Here is a 17,276-nt window from a genome sequence, read left to right on the forward strand (position 1 = left end):
TGTACGAGCCCGGTAAGGCCGGCGATCGAGATCGGTCTGCGTCAGCGGTGATTCCGGCGATGCCGGCGCCCGGGGACGGTCAGCGGCCCTCGAACGTCGGCCGGCGCTTCTCCACGAAGGCGGCGGTGGCGGCCCGGTGGTCGGTGGTGGCGCCGCAGATCGCCTGCGCCTGGGCCTCGGCGGCCAGCGCCTCGGAGAGGGTGCCGGCGTCGCCGACCGAGAGCTGCCGCTTGATCGCCCCGTACGCCACCGTCGGTCCGGCGGCCAGCCGGACGGCCAGCTCCTGCGCGGTCTCCAGCACCTGCTCGTCGTCGACCAGCCGGTTCAGCAGCCCGAGCCGGTGCGCCTCGTCGGCCGGTACCGGCTCGGCGAGCATCAGCAGCTCGACCGCCTTGGCGTGGCCGACCAGCCGGGGCAGCGACCAGGAGGCGCCGGTGTCGCCGGCCAGGCCGACCTTGGCGAAGGCCAGCAGGAAGCTCGTGCCGGGGCCGCCGATCCGGAAGTCGGCGAGGAAGGCGAGCGAGGCTCCGGCGCCGGCCGCCATGCCGCGTACCGCCGCGATCACCGGCTTGGGCAGGCTGGCCAGCCGGGCGGCGATCGGGTTGTAGTGGGTCCGGACCGTGCCGAGCGGGTCGGTGCCGCCACCGGCCAGCGTGGCGGCATGTTCCCGCAGGTCCTGGCCGGCACAGAAGGCCGATCCGGCACCGGCGAGCACCACCGCGCGGCAGGAGCGGTCGTGCTCCAACTCGGCCAGGGTGTCTCGCAGGGCCTCCTTCAGTGCCACGTCCAGCGCGTTCATCGCGGTCGGCCGGTTCAGGGTCAGCGTGACCACGGAGTCGGAGCGGTCGATGAGCAACGGCTCGGTCACGGCTGTTGACCCTTCTGTCGGGCGATCCGGTGGGAACCGTCGAGGCACTGCTCGACAAAGCGGTCGGCGGCCGGGCGCAGCCGCGCGGCGTGCCGGTCGAAAAAGGCTGCCGCGCTCGTCCCCGGCCACCGCTCGGGCAGTAGCGCGGGAGGCAGTTGCGGGTCCCGGAAGAGGAAGGTACGCCATGCGTGCACGAGCCGGAACCGGGCGGCGTACGCGTCCTCGTCGCAGCTACGTACGGTCACCGCGGCGAGCAGTGGCCGCTGCTCGGAGACGAACTCCTGGTACGCGTTGGCGATCTCGTCGAGGTCCCAGGCCCGCCGGACCACCCCCATCGCCCCGGGCGTGCCGGCGGTGTGCGCGGCGGTGAACCGCTCGTAGCGCACCCCGGCCTCGGTCAGCAGGGCGTCCACGTCCTCGCCCGGCCGGGTGGCGACCCAGGTCTGCTCGTCGAGCATGCCGTAGCCCAGATAGCTCAGGTTGGCGGCGAGGCGTTGCCGGTCCCGGCGGTTCGTGCCGGTTTCAAGCACGATCAGGTCGAATCGGCCGTCCCATCCGATCTTGCCGGTCCGGTAGATCCGGGCCGCCGCCTCGTCGAGTCGTCGGGCCGCTCTCGGGGTGAGCAGATAGCCCGGTCCGGCGGCCAGTCGGAGCGGGTGCAGCCAGCCCTGCCGGACCATCCGGGAGACTGCGGTACGGACCGCGGGTGCGGCGATGCCGAGCGGGGATAGTAGTTTGACCAGCGCGGACACCGGTGCGCGTCCACCCCGGGAGCGGAGGTAGTCGCCGTACAGGTCGAAGAGTGCCGACCGTGCCTGCATGACCGCACATTGTGACACCCCTTCTCAAGATAAGCTAGATGCTGTTACATCAACGCTGGTTCGGTTTGGGTCCGGCGGTGTTCATCAGGGAAAATCGTTGGTCGGCACCGCGGCCTTGGGCGGTGATGCTGACCAAATGGATGTGGGGTAACCCACCGACCCTGATGAAGGTCTGAGGGGAGACAACATGGCGGCGATGAAGCCGCGGACGGGCGACGGTCCGCTGGAAGTCACCAAGGAGGGCCGGGGCATCGTCATGCGGGTTCCGCTGGAGGGTGGTGGCCGGCTCGTCGTCGAGATGACTCCCGACGAGGCCAACGCGCTCGGTGACGCGCTGAAGGCCGCCGCCGGCTAAGTGAACGCCGACTCCTCCGGGCGGTACGTCTCGTCCGGCGGGGTTTCTCACCCTGGGCCACCGGCGGTGTCGCCGGTGGCCCAGGGTCGTAGATGCCCGGGCGGGTACGTTCTTTCCGCTCACACAAGATCGTCTGGAGGTAACGCCGGCGTGCTGTCGATCCGTCTGGTAGTCGACCCGAGCGGGTTCGAGACCCTGGCCCTGCCGGTCGCGCCTGCGGAGCCGCCGGGTGCGCCCGCCGACGGGGCGGCGCGGGTCGACCCGGGCGGTCGAGTGCTGCCCACCTTCCTCGCCCTGCCTGCCGAACTGGCAGCCGAGGCGACCGCGCTGCTGCCGTACCTCGACCAGCCCGGTGCCGCGGGCGCGCTGCACCGGTCGATCCGGCCGCAGGGCACCCCGACCCGGCTGCTGCTGGCCGGTGTGGGCGGCGGCGACGAGGCCGGCTGGCGGTCCGCCGGGGCGGCGGTGGTCCGGGCGGCCACGCGTGAGAGTTCGATCACTATAGCGATCCCGGCCGATGCCACCCCGGAGGCGGTGCGCGGTCTCGCCGAAGGGATCTGGCTGGCGTCGTACCGGTTCCGGATGACCGACACCGACGGAGCCGCCGGCGACCCGCCCGCGCTGACCGAGGTACTGCTCGCGGTCGCCGCCCCGGAGCCCTACCGGGCGGCTCTGGACACCGCCCGGGTGGTCGCCGAGGCGACCCGGTTCGCCCGGGACCTGACCAACACCCCCTCCTCGGTGAAGAGCCCGGCCTGGTTCGCCGACCGAGTGGCCGAGGCGGCCGCCGGCCGCGACGGGCTGACCGTCGAGGTCCGGGAGCCGGACCGGCTCGCCGCCGAGGGGTTCGGCGGCATCCTCGCCGTCGGCGGGGGATCGGCGCAGGGACCCCGGCTGGTCGAGCTGAGCTGGCGACCCGAGGGTGCGGACCGGCACGTGGTACTCGTCGGCAAGGGCATCACCTTCGACACCGGCGGCGTGTCGATCAAGCCCCGGGACGGCATGAAACTGATGCGCAAGGACATGGGCGGTGCCGCGGCCGTGGTCGCCGCCGCACTCGGTGCCGCCGCGCTCCGGCTGCCGGTCCGGGTCACCGCGCTCGCCCCGCTCGCCGAGAACATGGTCAGCGGCTCGGCGTACCGGCCGGGCGACGTGGTGCGGCACTACAACGGGCTGACCAGCGAGAGCACCAACACCGACGCCGAGGGCCGGCTGGTGCTGGCCGACGCACTCGGCTACGCCGTGGCGCGGCTCGCGCCGGACCTGCTGGTCGACCTCGCCACCCTCACCGGGGCGAACGCGGTCGCGCTCGGCAAGCGGACCGCCGCCCTCTACAGCGACACCGACGAGCTGGCCGAGGCGGTACTGGCGGCGGCCGAGGCGGCCGGCGAGCGGGCCTGGCGGATGCCGCTCCCCACCGACTACGCCGAATACCTCGGCAGCGAGATCGCCGACCTCTACAGTGCCCCGAACCACGGCGCCGGATCGGTCACCGCCGCGCTCTACCTCCGCGAGTTCGCCGGTGACCTGCGGGACCGCTGGGTGCACCTGGACATGTCGGCGCCGTCCTGGTCCGACGGCAACGACGGCGAACTGGTCAAGGGCGCGACCGGCTGGGGCGTACGCACCCTGCTGCGCTGGCTGGCGACCCAGCCGTAGCCGATGCCGATGCCGGTGCTCCGGTCGGTGTGCGGCCGGGGCCGGTCAGCGTTTGACCGCGACGAGCAGGCCCTCGCCGGTGGGCAGCAGCGCCGGGGTCCACTCCTCCGACTCGCGGACCGCCTTGACCACCTCCCGGACGGTCACCGTCTCCACGTCCCGGGCGGCCGGGTCGCCGATCCGGCCGGCGGCCAGCGCGCCGTGCAGCGCGAGTACCCCGCCGGGGCGCAGCAGCCGCAGCGCCGCCTCGACACAGGCGCTGTACTCCGCCACCTCCGAGTCGACGAAGATCAGGTCGTAGACCCCGTCGGCGAGCCGGGGCAGCACGTCCAGCGCCCGGCCGGTGATGATCCGGGTACGCCCGGAGGCGAAGCCCGCCTCCTGGAAGATCCGCCGGGCGATCCGCTGGTGTTCCGTCTCCACGTCGATCGTGGTCAGGATGCCGTCGGGGCGCATGCCGCGGAGCAGCCAGAGCCCGCTGACCCCGGTACCGGTACCGATCTCCACGACGGCTCGCGCACTGCCGGCCGCGGCCAGCAGTCGGAGCGTGGCACCGGTCCCCGGCGTGACGGCGTCGAGCCCGACCTCCCTGGCCAGGCTGCGGGCGGTACGCAGGACCAGGTCCTCGGCGACGTACGCTTCGGCGAACTGGAGTGCTTGGGCGGTCGTCGTACTGACTGACCGGGCGACCGTGGCGATGGGGCACCTCCGGGCGGCGAGGGACTCGGCTGGGGATGGAACTCGGTCTCGGTGCGTCTCGGGGGTGCCGGGATTTCCGGCGGGCGGAGCTTGCGGACGGCGGGTTCGCGGGGTGACGGTGGAACGGCGGCGGTGGGACGGCGGACGGGGCGGGTTGCGGGTATGAGCCTAAGGGTGGCGTCACGTGATCGGCAGGCGCGTACCTCGGACGGCGCCGCCGCCTCGGACCAACCGATGACCGGTAATCGGCCATCCGTGCGATCCTGGATGCGGAACCCGGACGCCGCGGCCGGAACCGGTCGCCCCGGCCCGCGCGGCGCCCGGCTTCAGGGACGGACTGGGAGGCAGCGAACGTGACGGACGGCTGGAACTGGCGCCAGCCCGACGGGACGGCGACGCCGGGGAATCCCCCGCCGCCGACGCCCTCGACGGTAGGCACGCCCGCGGTGCCCGGGTCGGCCGCCACCCCGGGATCGTCCCCGTGGTGGTCCGACGCGCTGCACGACCCGTGGCGGAACCCGGCCACTCCGGCGGCCGTGGTGGTGCACGCGGCGCCGGCCTCGGGCGCGGGCGCCGAACCCGAGCCGGTGACCGACCCGGCCACCGCCGGGCGGCGGGGGCTGGCTCCGGTCTTCCTGGTCTCGCTGATCACCGCGTTGCTGGCCGGGGCGCTGGGCGGCTCACTCGGGTACGCCTTCGCGGTGCGCGGCGGTGCCGGCGGTACGACCACGCTCGGCTCGACCGCCGCAGAGCCGCCCGTCACGGCCCGCCGGCCACCCGACTCGCTGGCCGGTGTCGCGGAGCGGCTGCTGCCCAGCGTCGTCACGGTACGGGTCAGCGGCAACGGCGGCATCGGTCTCGGCTCCGGCTTCGTGGTCAGCCAGGACGGCTACGTGATCACCAACGACCACGTGGTCGGTGCCGGCGCCGACACCGCGACGGTGGTGTTCAACGACGGCTCCACCGCACCGGCCGAGGTGGTCGGCAAGGATCCCGAGGCGGACATCGCCGTGATCAAGGTGTCCCGGAACGGCCTCAAGCCGGTGGAGTTCGGCGACTCGGACGCCGTGGCGGTCGGCGACCCGGTGCTCGCCTTCGGTACCCCGCTGTCGCTGGCCAACACCGTCACCGCCGGCATCGTCAGCGCGCTGGACCGGACGTTCCGGCAGGGTGAGGCGGGTGGGCAGGTGCGCTACTACGCCGCCATCCAGACCGACGCCGCGGTGAACCGGGGCAACTCCGGCGGGCCGCTGGTCGACGGTGGCGGGCGGGTGATCGGGGTGAACTCGGTGATCCAGACGCCGGCCGCCGACGAGGAGACCGCCGGCAACGTCGGCCTGGCCTTCGCGATCCCGATCAACCAGGCCAAGCGGTTGGCCCAGGAGATCATCGACACCGGAAAGGCCCGCCGGACCGTGATCGGCGCGACGGTCGGCGGCACCCGCTCCGGCGGGTCGGGCGGGGTGCGGATCTCCGCCGTCGAGCCGACCGGGCCGGCCGCCGCCGCCGGGCTGCGCGCCGGTGACGTGGTGCTCAAAATCGACGGCAAGCCGCTGGAGGACCCGAGCGACCTGATCGCGCTGGTCCGCAAGTACGCACCCGGCTCGGTGGTGAACGTCGAGTACCGGCGTGGGCCGGAGCGGCAGGCCGCCTCGGTGACCCTGGCCGCCGATGTGAAGTAGCGCCCCGCTCCCCCTCCCACCGCCCGCCATGACGTGCGTACTCTTGCCGGGGGCGGGGATGAGGAGGCAGGCGTGTTCGAGAACCTGAACTGGTGGGAGATCGGTGCGCTGCTGCTGGTGGCGCTGCTGATCTTCGGCGACCGGCTGCCGGCCGTGATCAGCGACGGCCTCCGGATGCTGCGCAACCTGCGCAACATGGCCCGTAACGCCACCGGCGACCTGAGCCGCGAGTTGGGCACCGACATCCAGCTTGAGGATCTGCACCCGAAGGCGTTCATCCGCAAGCACCTGCTGAGCGAGGAAGACGAGCAGGCGATCCGGAAGCCGCTGGAGGGGACGTTCGAGAAGCTCCGCTCCGACCTGACCGACGTACGCCGGGAGGTCGACGACGTCGCGGCCTCGGCGGACATCCGCTCGTCCAGCGGCTCGACCGCCTCGACCTCGGGTACCGGCAGCGACGTGACGCCGGCCGGACGCCGCGTCTTCGACGCCGACGCCACCTGACCCGGCGTCCCTGATCCGAGGCGCTGATGCCACGTTGGTCCGGTGTCGGGCGCGGACGTGGACGCCCGAGCGTCGGCCGTCGCGGGTGGTCAGCGACCGGTGGGGCGGAGCCCGAGGGGCTTGCCGAGCAGCGACTCGCGGCGTACGGCGAGCCGGTCCGCGACCGCGGCCAGCGCCTTGGCGGCCGGCGCCTCCGGCTCGGCGAGTACGACGGGGTCACCGGCGTCGCCGGCCTCGCGTACCCGGGTGTCCAGCGGGATCTGACCCAGCAGCGGCACCTGGGCGCCGATCACCCTGGTCAGCGACTCGGCGACCATGGCGCCGCCGCCGGAGCCGAAGACCTCCATCCGGGAGCCGTCCGGCAGATCCAGCCACGACATGTTCTCCACCACCCCGACCAGCCGCTGGTGGGTCTGCAGGGCGATCCCGCCGGCCCGCTCGGCCACCTCGGCCGCCGCCGTCTGCGGCGTGGTCACCACCAGGATCTCCGCGTTGGGCAGTAACTGGGCCAGCGAGATGGCCACGTCGCCGGTGCCCGGCGGCAGGTCCAGCAGCAGGACGTCGAGGTCGCCCCAGTAGACGTCGGCGAGGAACTGCTGCAACGCGCGGTGCAGCATCGGGCCCCGCCAGACCACCGCCGCGTTGCCGTCGGTGAACATGCCGATCGAGATCACCTTCACCCCGTGCGACTGGGGCGGCATGATCATGTCTTCGACCCGGGTCGGCCGGCCTTCGACGCCGAGCATCCGGGGTACGGAGTGGCCGTAGATGTCCGCGTCGACGACGCCCACCGCGAGCCCCTTGGCGGCGAGGGCGGCGGCCAGGTTGACCGTGACGCTCGACTTGCCGACCCCGCCCTTGCCGCTGGCCACGGCGTAGACCCGGGTCCGGGAGCCGGGCTGGGCGAACGGGATCACCGGCTCCTGGCTCTGCCCGCCGCCGCGCAGCCGGGCTTGGAGCGCCTGCCGCTGCTCCGGACTCATCACGCCGAAGTCGATGGTGACTCCGGTCACGCCCGGTACCGCGCCGACCGCCGCGGTGATGTCGGTACGCAGCTTGTCCCGCAGCGGGCAGCCGGCGACGGTGAGCAGCAGTTCCACCCGTACCGTGCCGTCGGCGGCGACCACGGCGGAGCGCACCATGCCGAGTTCGGTGATCGGCCGGCGGATCTCCGGATCGTCGACGGTGGCGAGCGCGGCGTGCACCGCCTCCTCGATGGCGTTCGTGGGCCGGACGGCGGAGTCGGTGCCGGAGGCGACGGCCTCCTGGCCGGGAACGGCTGGAGCAGACATGTTCGCCATGCTACGTCGCCGGCCGGTCCGACTGGCCGGCCGCACCGGGACAGACGGGCGTTGAGCAGCATTCGACAGACGAAGCGAACGAGTACGGCGGGGGCGGCAAGTCGGGCGTTCAGCCATGGGTCGGGAAATTGGCGATTTGACGGTAGACGCCGTACCCGTCGGGGTGCGACGATCGTTGAAGTTCGCCGCGCGCCTAGCCCCTTGAGGCGCGCGGCGCTTTTTGTGCCGCTGGGCGGTTCGCTGGTCCGCCGACAGCGGCCCGGTCAGCGGCGCCGGACCCGGTGCAACCGGAACGGCCGGCGGGTCTGCCGCACCGGGATGGCCTCGCGCGGCGGGGCGGCGAGCGAGTCGTCCGGCAGGGTCTGCCCGGCGGCCAGCGGCGGGCCGGCCGGGGCCAGCCGGCTGAGCACGCAGCCAGCCCTCCACCGCTCGGCCAGGTCGGTCGGACTGCCCGAGGCGTTGAGCCGCTTGGCCGCCACCTGGGGGGCCACCGTCGCCCACTGCTCGCTCTCCGGTGCGACCCGGGACACCTCGGCCGGCCAGGTGACGATCCGCCCGCCGTGGTCGCCGCGCAGGGTCACCGTCGCGGTGTGCGTCTCGGCGAGCCCCGGCGCGGACTGCTCGCCGGGGCCGCTCACCACGTACAGCCCGCCGTCGAGTGGGACGCACCACAGCGCCACCGGCGGCCGGTCGCCGACCGCCACCCAGGCCACGGCCGCCTTCTTCACCGCCTCCGTCACCAGCGGCGAGACCGGGGCCACCTGCTCGTCCGTCACACCCCGCATCCTGCCTCACCCGGGATCGGCACGGAACCCGCCGGCTCCGACCCGGGCCGGTTTGGAGGTACGTCGAGCAGCCCGGGGAGCTCGGTCAGCGAGCTGAGTGCCGGACCGGTCCAGCCAAGGTCCCGGTTGAAGACGAGGTGACCGCCGAGGTCGGCGGCGGCCAGCCGGATCGCGGTCATCCCGGCCCGGGTGGCGCCGGTGAGTTCCTGGCTGCCACCGTCGCCGACGTAGAGGCAGTCTGGCGGGGCGACACCCAGCCGGTGGCAGGCGGCGAGATAGATCGCCGGATCGGGCTTGCAGCGGCCGACCTGCACCGAGAAGACCCGCGCGTCGAGCAGGGGCGCGACCGGCAGTTGCGGCAGGAATGCGGGAAGCTCGTGGGTACAGTCACTGACCAGCGCGGTGTGGACGCCACGACGCCGAACGGCGCGCAGCACGGTCACCGCCTCGGGGCGGAGTCGGGTGTCGGCGCGTACCGCCTCGACCCGGGCCTCGACAGCGGCGCGCAGGTCGGCGGCGGAGGGTCGGGCACCGGCCTGCGCGCAGATCCAGCGCATGGTGTCGGTGGCGTCGCCGAGCGCGCCGCTGGCGCGCAGGTAGAAGGACCGGTCGAGCACCTCGACCAGCGCCTCCACGGCACAGCCGAGCAGTGCGGCGACCACCGCGTGCTGCTGTCCCCGCCGGTTGGCGCAGGTGAGGGTGCCGAAAAAGTCGAACAGCACGGCCCGGTACGCGGGTAATCGCCGCTCCCCGCCCTGTTCCGACCGGTCCGGTCGGGGTTGGTAGTCGGGGGCGGAGCAGCGGTCTGTCGGGAGGGGGTACCGGTATGTGGGCATGGGGGAGCAGGCCTCCGGAACCGGGTGGAGCCAGGCGCGATCGGACGATCGTAACGATTTGTCGACCAGATGGTGGCCCGCAGTGACATGTGAGGATTTTTCCGTGCCTGTCGCCGTACCACCGCCCGGGACCTCGATCGATCCGCTGAGCATCGGCGCGGTCGCGGTCGCCATCGCGGCGGTGTCCTCGTCGGCGCCGTTGATCGCGTTCGCCGCCGCGCCCGCGCTGGCCATCGCGTTCTGGCGGAACTTCCTCGCGGTCGGCGTGCTCGGGCCGGTCGCGCTCTTCCGGCGCCGGGCCGAGTTCCGGGCGCTGGCCAGCGACACCGGCCGCCGGGACGCCGGCTACTGCGTGCTCGCCGGTCTCGCCCTCGCGGTGCACTTCGCCACCTGGATGCCGAGCGCCCAGTTGACCTCGGTGGCCGCCGCCACCGCGCTGGTGGTCACCCAGCCGGTCTGGCAGGGGCTGATCGCGCTCGGCCAGGGCCGACGGCTCTCCACGGTCGCCTGGCTCGGCATCGGGCTCGCGGTGGTCGGCGCGATCTGGGCGGTCGGCGCGGACTTCGGGGTCTCCGGCCGGGCCGTCGCCGGTGACCTGCTCGCGGTCGCCGGTGGCATGGCGGCGGCGGTCTACACCGCCCTCGGCGAACGGGTCCGGAGCACCATCAGCACCCTCGGCTACACCACCATCTGCTACGGGGTCTGCGCGGCGGCGCTGCTGGTGGTCTGCCTGGCCGGCGGCGTACGCCTCGGTGGCTATGACGCCGGCACCTGGCTCGCCGTACTGGGGCTGGTGGTGGGAGCCCAACTGCTCGGGCACTCGATGTTCAACTACGCGTTGCGCCGGATCTCGGCGACCACGATCAGCGTGCTCTTCCTGCTCGAAGCGCCCGGCGCCGCGCTGCTCGCCTGGGTCTGGCTGGGCCAGGTACCCCGGACGGCCGCCCTGCCCGGGCTGGTCCTGCTACTGGCCGGCGTCGCCGTCGTGCTGCACGGCGAGGCGCGGGCCGCCCGGCGCCCCGGCACCGGGGTCCACCCGGAGCCGCTGCCCGCCCCGCCGGAGGCCGGCCCCCTGTCGGACGGCGAGCCGCGCTCAGGAGGAGCGCACCAGAACCGCTGACCTGACATCCCGCCGGCCGCGAAGGCCGCCCGGCCGGACGTCCGCCGGTCGAAAGGTTACCGGCCGGAGCGTGGCCGCGATCCCGGCCGGCCGGGGGTCTCGGGTCTACCGGGGATTCTCGGGCCGGCCGAGGGTCAGCCCGAGGTGCTCGCCGTGGTGGCGAAAAGCACGCCCATGAAGCCCAGGTAGGCGAGGAAGAAGAGCAGGCCCAGCGCGGCCAGCCCGAGCGAGACCCAGCCGAGCACGAGGCCGGCGGTGGCGAAGCCGCTGCCCTCCTCGCCGCTCGCCTGGATCTCGGTACGTGCCCTCTTCGCCAGATAGACCGCGACCCCGCCCACGAGCTGGCAACTGAACAGGGCGACGATCCCGGTGACCATGGCCGCGATCGCCATCCCGTTCGTCGGCCGGCGCACCACGTACGGGTAGCCGGGGTAGCCGGGGTGGCCCGGCGTCCAACCCGGGTGCGGCGCTTCGCCGGCCGGTCCCGGGTACTGCCCCGCGTCGAGGGCCGGCTGTGCGACGACACCCGGGTCGCTGGTGGGCTCGGGCGGGTTACCGGTGCTGCCGGGGTTCACGGCGCCTCCTGCTGGTCCGGATGCTCAGTAGCCGGTGTCGATGCTCAGTAGCCGCTGTCGTACGACGACGGTTGGTTGGCCAACCAGACGAAGAAGATGACGATGGCGATGGTGGCGAGGACCGCGATGGCGGTGGAGATCCAGCCGACGATGATGCCGGCCTTGGCGAATCCCGCGCCGCCCTCGCCGCGCTCGCGGATCTGCTTGCTGGCGACGTGTCCCATGATCGCCCCGACGGCACCGAGGTAGCCGCCCAGTCCGTACCCGCAGAGCCCGAGCGCGCCCACGATGGCGACCACCATCGCGGCGATCGACAGGCCGTTGGTCGACGGACCCGGGGTGACGACCGGGTAACCGGCCGGCGGATAGCCCGGAGCCATCACCGGTTGACCGCTGATCGGATCCGTGCCGGCCGGGTACGCCTGGGTCGGGTAGCCGGCGTCGGCCGGATATCCCGGCTGGTAGGGCTGGGCAGGGCCGGCCGCCTGCACCGTCGGGTCCTGGTACATGGGCTGGTAGCCCGGATCCTGGTAGCCCCCGGGGTGGGCCGGTGGTTGTGCCTGCCAGGACGGATCGCTGGAGTAGCCGCTCTGCTGGGGGTCGGTCATTCGAGGTCTCTCACTTCGTCCGTTCGGATGCGTCGCCAGGGTAGTCGGCGTTCGCCAGATCGGTGTCCCCATATCCGGCCGGCGGCCGTCGCCCGGCGTGCCGGGCCGGCTTCGGCTGACGTGCCGGGCCGATCTCGCCCGGCGTGCCGGGCCGGTCTCGGCTCACGCGCGCTCGGCGTGCCGGGCCGGTCTCGGCTCACGCGCGGTCGGCGGTGCCACGGCGCTGCGGCGTTGCCCGTATCGCCTGGACCGGGCAGGATCGCGGGCATGGTATTCGACGCGCGCGCCGGGGACAGATCCGGTAATCGGCCTCGTCGGGACGCCACGCGCCCCGCGCTGGCCCGCCGACCCCGTACCGGCTCGCAGGGCACCGTCTCGCAGAGCATCGACCCGGGCCGGACGGGAGCGCCGGCCGAGGACGCCGAACCGGTGACGATGCGGCTGGACGGGCGGGTGGCGCTGGTCACCGGCGCCGGCAGTCCGGACGGGATCGGATACGCGACCGCCCGCCGGCTCTGCGTGCTCGGTGCCCGGGTGGCGATCGTCTCGACCACCCGACGCATCCACGACCGGGCCACCGAACTGGGCGCGACGGGCTTCGTCGCGGACCTCACCGACGAGGCCGAGGTCGGCGCGCTGGCGGACGCCATCGTCGAGCAGCTCGGCGAGGTGGAGGTACTGGTCAACAACGCCGGCCTGGCGAGCCGGGCGAGTCCCGAGGTGCTCCGGCCGGTCGCCCAGTTGAGCTACGACGAGTGGCACCGGGAGATCGAACGCAACCTGAGTACGGCGTTCCTGTGCAGTCGGGCGTTCAGCGGCGGCATGGCCGAACGGGGCTGGGGGCGGATCGTCAACCTCGCCGCCACCGCCGGCCCGGTCAACGCCCTGCCGACCGAGGCGGCGTACGCGGCCGCGAAGGCCGGTGTCGTCGGGCTGACCCGGGCGCTCGCGATGGAGATGATCGCCGACGGGGTCACCGTCAACGCGGTGGCGCCCGGGACCATCTACACCGCGGCGTCCACCATGGCCGAACTGAAGCAGGGGCTCGGCACCCCGGTCGGCCGCCCCGGTACCCCGGACGAGGTCGCCGCCGCGATCGCCTTCCTCTGCTCGCCGGCCGCCTCGTACATCACCGGCCAGATGCTGGTGGTGGACGGCGGCAACAGCGTGCGGGAGGCGGAGTACCGGTAGCCGGAAAGCCGTCCGTCACCGGTCGGTCGGGCGGTCCCGGCGCACCGCCGCGACGCACCGCCCGACCGGGTCAGTACGCGCCACCGTCGCCCTCCGCGCCGGCCCAGCTCACCAGCGCCAGCCAGCCGCAGCAGCCGATCAGGTAGAGCGCGGTGAAGACATAGCTGAGTATCAGCCCCCAGGTGGCCAACTGGCCGCCCTGTTCGCCGGTGCGGCGGATCTGGCGTCGGGCCAGGTGCCCGAGCACGATGCCGGCCGGCGCGAAGACGAAGGCGAAGACCAGGGAGAGGATCGCCAGCAGGTTGACGCCGGACTGCCGGCCGGGCTGACCGTAGTAGCCGGGCTCGCCCTGGGCACCGGGCTGGCCCGGCTGTCCGTAGTAACCGGGCTGGTCCTGGTAGCCGTACTGGCCGGGTTGGCCGTAGTAGCCGGGCTGCTCGGGTTGGCCCGGATAGCCGTACTGGCCGGGCTGCTCGGGGCGGTCGTACTGGCCGGGTTGGTCGTACTGGCCGGGGTAGCCGCCGTACTGGGCGGGCCGGTCGGGGCGTTCGCCGGAGCCGGACGGGGGCTGCACCGGGGATCCCTGCGGATCCTGCGGCTCACCCGGCCCTGGGTTGCTCATAGCGCGGCCTCCTCACCGAGAACGCTACCCGTCAGCGCCGACTTTCATGGCAAATGTCCGGGATGGCGCGCCCTGCGGTGGAGAAGTTCACCGCCAGCGCCGGCAGGTGCTGAGGAGCCGTGGCGCGGGGGTGGGTGCTGAGGAGCCGTGACGCCAGGGGTGGGTGCTGAGGAGCCGTGGCGCGAGAGATCGTGCTGGTCAGCCTCGGCGGGACAGGCCGGCCGTGGCGCGTTCCACCGCCAGGCAGCGGTCCTCGACGTAGTCGATACCGGCCTCCTCGGCGATTCGCCTCGCTTCGGTGGAGACGATGCCGAGTTGCAGCCAGACCGCCGGGGCGCCGATCGCGACCGCCTCCCGGACCACCTCCACGGCGTCCTCGGCCGGCCGGAACACGTCGACCAGGTCGACAGGATGCGGGATCTCGGCGAGAGAGCGGTAGACCCGCTCCCCGAAGAGTTCGTCCGCCTTCGGGTTGACCGGGATGATCCGCCAGCCGTACCGCTGCATCAGCGCCGGGACGCTGTGAGCCGGCTTGCCCGGGTCACGGGACGCCCCGACCACGGCTATCACCCGGGCCTCGGCCAGGATCTGCTCAGGACTACGCACCCCGCGACAGTAGCTCGGTCCCGTACCGTCAGCCCCGTTCGACCCCGAGGCGGATCTGGGGAGGCCGCGACGGTGGCGCCGGCCGGCAGGGAAGCCGGTCAGAGCAGGGTGAGCTGTTCGACGACGGGTGCCGGGGCCGGCACCGGCACCTGGCGGGCTTCACCCGGCTCGGAGCGGTGCAGACCGTGGCGGCGGGCCGCCATCCGCACCCGGGCGGTCAGCTCGCGCTGGTATGCCTGCGGCAGGTAGGAGCCTCGGCTGAAGAGGGCTCGGTAGCGCGTCACCAGGTGCGGGAACTCCCGGGCCAGCCAGCTCGCGTACCACTCCCGGGCGCCGGGACGCAGGTGCAGTGGCAGCGGGGTGATGCTCGCCGCGCCGGCCGCCGCGATCGCGGCCACCGTCTCCTCGATCGACTCGTCGCCGTCGGTCAGCCCGGGCAGGATCGGGGCCATCAGCACCCCGACCGCAAAGCCGGCGTCGGTCAGCCGGCGTACCGCGTCGAGCCGGCGTCGCGGGCTGGGCGTGCCCGACTCTACGGACCGCCACATCCGCTCGTCGACGAAGCCGATCGACATCGAGACACCGACCTGGGTGACCGTGGCCGCCTGCTGGAGCAGTGGCAGGTCGCGCAGGATCAGGGTGCCCTTGGTCAGGATCGAGAACGGGTTGGCGAAGTCGCGCAGCGCCGTCAGGATCGGCGGCATCAGCCGGTAGCGCCCCTCGGCGCGCTGGTAGCAGTCGACGTTGGTGCCCATCGCGATGTGCGCGCCTGCCCACTTCGGCGTCGCCAGCTCGCGGCGGACCAGCTCGCCCGCGTTGACCTTGACGACCACTTTGCTGTCGAAGTCGCGGCCGGCGTCGAGGTCGAGATAGGTGTGCGTGCCCCGGGCGAAGCAGTTGTGGCTGACCACCCCGTTGGCGACGAAGTCGCCGGTGCCGGTGGTGATGTCGTAGAGCTGGAACTCCTGGTCGAGCGGCTCGATGCTGCGGATCCGCAGCACCGCCCGGCCGCCGAGGATCGTTCCGTCGAGCCCGCCGGCGGGTAGGTCGGCGGGACCGGGAGTGGCCCGTCCGGTGCCGACCAGGCTGTCGGTGATCGCCAGATATGGCCGGGGCGGCTCGCCGGGCAGCGCGCCGACGACGTGCTTCCAGCCGCGCGGGGTGAGGAACCGGTGGTCGCCGCTGGCGGTCAGCTCGGTGCCGTCCGCCAGGACGATCCGGTACGCCGGCTTCACCGTCGACCAGTGCGCCAGCACCTCCGTCCGGACGTAGCGCCGGTGGTTGCCCTGCGTGACGGTGCCGTAGATCTGGTCGCCGATCCGCAGCTCGGCCAACGGTCGGGTGCGCCCGTCGGCGAGCAGGATCGCGGTGTCACCGGCCAGGCAGTAGGCGCAGGCGTGGCTGCACCCCCGGTAGGGGTTGATCGTCCACTGGAACGGCACTCGCGAGGCGCCCGGCACCCTGTTGATGATCGACTTGGCGCGTATCTCGTAGAAGGTCATGCCGGCGAAGCCGGGGGTGTCGAAGGTGCGGACGGTCGCGCCGGGCAGCGCCAGCGGCAGGGGTGGAGCCGCCGGCGCCGCCCCCGGAGGGGTCCCGCTGTCGGGGGGAGCCGACGTCAGGTTTTCCCAGCGCATGGCCACTATTCGAACATGCGTACGAGACTCCGCGCAACTCGCCACGCCGGGCGTGACCCGGCGGCGACCGCAGAATCGAAGGCGGGACCGCGGCTACCGGTCGTCGGCCGGCGGGCCGCTGCTCTCCCGGCGGACCAGCTCCGCGGCGACGTGCTCGATCTGCGGGGTGTTCAGCGGCTCGGGAGGTTGCAGCGCGAGGGTCATCGCCCGGGCTCCCATGTCGGCCAGGGGCAGCCGGATCGTGGTGAGCGCGGGCGTCACGTCCTGGGCGATCGGCATGTCGTCGAAGCCGACCACACTGATCTGACCCGGTACGTCGATGCCCCGGGACCGCAGCAGCGCGAGCGCGCCGATCGCCATCGAGTCGTTCAACGCGACGATCGCGGTGACCCCCGGATAGCTGTCCAGCAGGGTGGCGGTGGCGGTGGCGCCGCCCGAGCGGTCGAAGTCGGCGTAGACGATCTGCCGGGTGGTGAGCTTCTGGCCGTGTTCCCGCGCGGCCCGGCGCAGCCCGGCGAGCCGGTCGGTGGTGGTGGTGAGATGGCGCGGCCCGGCGACGACCCCGATCCGGGTATGCCCGAGGCCGTACAGTTCTGCGCCGATCAGGTGCCCGCCGGATTCGTTCGCCGGGATGACGGCATGCCCGCTGTGCTCGTGCCGGCCGATCACCGCCACGTGCCCCCCGGTGGACTGGTAGACCCGCAGTTTGGCGTCGAGGGTGTTGGTGAACTGCTCGTCGTGGTAACCGGAGCCGGCCAGGATGATCGCGGCGGCCTGGTTGGCCCGGAGTAGCTCGACGTACTCCAGTTCCTTGTCCGGGTCCCGGTAGGTGTTGCAGATGATGACCAGTCGGCCATGCTCGGTGGCCACCCGTTGCAGTCCTCGGGTGATCTCCGCGAAGTACGGGTCGGAGACGTCGTGCACGATCACGCCGACCGCGCTGCGGTGGTTGCGGGCGAGCTGCTGGGCGTGCGCGTTCGGCACGTACTGCAACTCTTCGACCGCCGCCAGCACCCGCTCGCGGAGCGCGTCGGTCACCGGCTTGGGGCTGCCGTTGATGATCCTTGACGCGGTGGCGGGTGACACGCCGGCCCGCCGCGCGACATCCGCCAGAGTGGCCATCGAGGTGCGTCCTTCCCCGGCCGCCCGGTGGCCGGTTGCAGGTGAGGATAGCGCGGCGCCGTCCAGGCCATTCACGGCCGTCGCGGGCTGGGTGACCGGCGACGGCTGGAGATCACCGGGGTGCCGGCAGGCTCTTGCCCGAATCGGAACGGAGTCGGTAGCGTAATCGGGAAAGCGCTTACCGACGTACGGCGTGCTCCACCGCGACCATCGCGCGCCAGGACGACCCCCACCGCACCACGTACCCCCGCGCGCTCGACGAGTGGCACCCGCGGATCAGCCAGC

At 73.1% G+C, this 17,276-nt stretch carries 18 protein-coding genes; 6 read left to right on the forward strand and 12 right to left on the reverse strand.

Features of this window, described 5'->3' with window-relative positions:
* Positions 1 to 79: 79 nt before the first annotated feature.
* Both R6Y94_RS33685 and R6Y94_RS33690 read right to left on the reverse strand, forming a co-directional pair.
* A complete protein-coding gene (locus R6Y94_RS33685) occupies positions 80 to 868 on the reverse strand; it encodes an enoyl-CoA hydratase-related protein (protein WP_318400232.1) in 789 nt (262 codons plus the stop codon).
* Positions 865 to 1,689 carry a PaaX family transcriptional regulator C-terminal domain-containing protein gene (locus R6Y94_RS33690; RefSeq protein WP_318400234.1) on the reverse strand — a complete coding sequence of 275 codons (825 nt, stop codon included), beginning with the start codon at positions 1,687 to 1,689 and terminating at the stop codon, positions 865 to 867. The genes R6Y94_RS33685 and R6Y94_RS33690 overlap by 4 nt, the downstream gene beginning before the upstream one ends.
* A 187-nt stretch (positions 1,690 to 1,876) precedes the next feature.
* Here R6Y94_RS33690 and R6Y94_RS33695 point away from each other — a divergent pair, with 187 nt between their 5' ends.
* The gene (locus R6Y94_RS33695; protein ID WP_007455245.1) at positions 1,877 to 2,044 is read left to right on the forward strand and encodes a DUF3117 domain-containing protein; all 168 of its coding nucleotides are present in this window, start codon (positions 1,877 to 1,879) and stop codon (positions 2,042 to 2,044) included.
* A gap of 150 nt (positions 2,045 to 2,194) precedes the next feature.
* Positions 2,195 to 3,703, forward strand: a complete 1,509-nt coding sequence (locus R6Y94_RS33700; protein ID WP_318400236.1) for a leucyl aminopeptidase — start codon at positions 2,195 to 2,197, stop codon at positions 3,701 to 3,703.
* 45 nt (positions 3,704 to 3,748) lie between these two features.
* Here the strand turns inward: R6Y94_RS33700 and R6Y94_RS33705 are convergent, their stop codons facing one another.
* Positions 3,749 to 4,324 carry an O-methyltransferase gene (locus R6Y94_RS33705; protein WP_239312401.1) on the reverse strand — a complete coding sequence of 192 codons (576 nt, stop codon included), beginning with the start codon at positions 4,322 to 4,324 and terminating at the stop codon, positions 3,749 to 3,751.
* Between the two features lie 431 nt (positions 4,325 to 4,755).
* Here R6Y94_RS33705 and R6Y94_RS33710 point away from each other — a divergent pair, with 431 nt between their 5' ends.
* Together R6Y94_RS33710 and R6Y94_RS33715 are read left to right on the forward strand one after the other, a co-directional pair.
* A complete protein-coding gene (locus R6Y94_RS33710) occupies positions 4,756 to 6,084 on the forward strand; it encodes a S1C family serine protease (RefSeq protein WP_318400238.1) in 1,329 nt (442 codons plus the stop codon).
* 72 nt (positions 6,085 to 6,156) lie between these two features.
* Positions 6,157 to 6,588: a preprotein translocase subunit TatB gene (locus R6Y94_RS33715; RefSeq protein WP_318400240.1), complete on the forward strand. Its 432-nt coding sequence runs from the start codon at positions 6,157 to 6,159 to the stop codon at positions 6,586 to 6,588.
* An 89-nt stretch (positions 6,589 to 6,677) separates the two neighbouring features.
* Here R6Y94_RS33715 and R6Y94_RS33720 read toward each other — a convergent pair whose 3' ends face one another.
* The 3 genes from R6Y94_RS33720 to R6Y94_RS33730 all read right to left on the reverse strand — a co-directional run bounded on the left by R6Y94_RS33720 (position 6,678) and on the right by R6Y94_RS33730 (position 9,396).
* Positions 6,678 to 7,880, reverse strand: coding sequence for an Mrp/NBP35 family ATP-binding protein (locus R6Y94_RS33720; protein ID WP_318400242.1), 1,203 nt, complete (start codon positions 7,878 to 7,880; stop codon positions 6,678 to 6,680).
* A 272-nt stretch (positions 7,881 to 8,152) separates the two neighbouring features.
* Entirely contained in the window at positions 8,153 to 8,674 is a 522-nt protein-coding gene (locus R6Y94_RS33725; protein WP_318400244.1) for a hypothetical protein, read from the reverse strand.
* The gene (locus R6Y94_RS33730) at positions 8,662 to 9,396 is read right to left on the reverse strand and encodes an HAD family hydrolase (RefSeq protein ID WP_318400246.1); all 735 of its coding nucleotides are present in this window, start codon (positions 9,394 to 9,396) and stop codon (positions 8,662 to 8,664) included. The genes R6Y94_RS33725 and R6Y94_RS33730 overlap by 13 nt, the downstream gene beginning before the upstream one ends.
* Before the next feature lie 217 nt (positions 9,397 to 9,613).
* On the opposite strand from R6Y94_RS33730, the gene R6Y94_RS33735 reads away from it, so the two are divergent.
* On the forward strand, positions 9,614 to 10,630 hold the full coding sequence (locus R6Y94_RS33735) for a DMT family transporter (RefSeq protein WP_318400248.1): 1,017 nt from the start codon (positions 9,614 to 9,616) through the stop codon (positions 10,628 to 10,630).
* A gap of 134 nt (positions 10,631 to 10,764) precedes the next feature.
* Here R6Y94_RS33735 and R6Y94_RS33740 read toward each other — a convergent pair whose 3' ends face one another.
* Together R6Y94_RS33740 and R6Y94_RS33745 are read right to left on the reverse strand one after the other, a co-directional pair.
* On the reverse strand, positions 10,765 to 11,205 hold the full coding sequence (locus tag R6Y94_RS33740; RefSeq protein WP_318400250.1) for a DUF4190 domain-containing protein: 441 nt from the start codon (positions 11,203 to 11,205) through the stop codon (positions 10,765 to 10,767).
* Between the two features lie 44 nt (positions 11,206 to 11,249).
* Positions 11,250 to 11,813 (reverse strand): DUF4190 domain-containing protein, encoded by a 564-nt coding sequence (locus tag R6Y94_RS33745; RefSeq protein WP_318400252.1) that lies wholly within the window; start codon positions 11,811 to 11,813, stop codon positions 11,250 to 11,252.
* A gap of 336 nt (positions 11,814 to 12,149) precedes the next feature.
* Here R6Y94_RS33745 and R6Y94_RS33750 point away from each other — a divergent pair, with 336 nt between their 5' ends.
* Positions 12,150 to 13,004 (forward strand): SDR family NAD(P)-dependent oxidoreductase, encoded by an 855-nt coding sequence (locus tag R6Y94_RS33750; protein ID WP_412102947.1) that lies wholly within the window; start codon positions 12,150 to 12,152, stop codon positions 13,002 to 13,004.
* Positions 13,005 to 13,074: 70 nt separating this feature from the next.
* Here the strand turns inward: R6Y94_RS33750 and R6Y94_RS33755 are convergent, their stop codons facing one another.
* The 4 genes from R6Y94_RS33755 to R6Y94_RS33770 all read right to left on the reverse strand — a co-directional run bounded on the left by R6Y94_RS33755 (position 13,075) and on the right by R6Y94_RS33770 (position 16,991).
* The gene (locus R6Y94_RS33755; RefSeq protein ID WP_318400256.1) at positions 13,075 to 13,626 is read right to left on the reverse strand and encodes a DUF4190 domain-containing protein; all 552 of its coding nucleotides are present in this window, start codon (positions 13,624 to 13,626) and stop codon (positions 13,075 to 13,077) included.
* 198 nt (positions 13,627 to 13,824) lie between these two features.
* On the reverse strand, positions 13,825 to 14,232 hold the full coding sequence (locus R6Y94_RS33760; RefSeq protein ID WP_318400258.1) for a CoA-binding protein: 408 nt from the start codon (positions 14,230 to 14,232) through the stop codon (positions 13,825 to 13,827).
* Positions 14,233 to 14,330: 98 nt separating this feature from the next.
* Positions 14,331 to 15,869, reverse strand: coding sequence for an Rv2578c family radical SAM protein (locus tag R6Y94_RS33765; protein ID WP_318400260.1), 1,539 nt, complete (start codon positions 15,867 to 15,869; stop codon positions 14,331 to 14,333).
* A gap of 93 nt (positions 15,870 to 15,962) precedes the next feature.
* The gene (locus R6Y94_RS33770; RefSeq protein ID WP_318400262.1) at positions 15,963 to 16,991 is read right to left on the reverse strand and encodes a LacI family DNA-binding transcriptional regulator; all 1,029 of its coding nucleotides are present in this window, start codon (positions 16,989 to 16,991) and stop codon (positions 15,963 to 15,965) included.
* Between the last annotated feature and the right edge of the window lie 285 nt (positions 16,992 to 17,276).

The sequence above is a fragment of the Plantactinospora sp. KLBMP9567 genome (assembly GCF_033446045.1).
Taxonomy (GTDB): domain Bacteria; phylum Actinomycetota; class Actinomycetes; order Mycobacteriales; family Micromonosporaceae; genus Plantactinospora.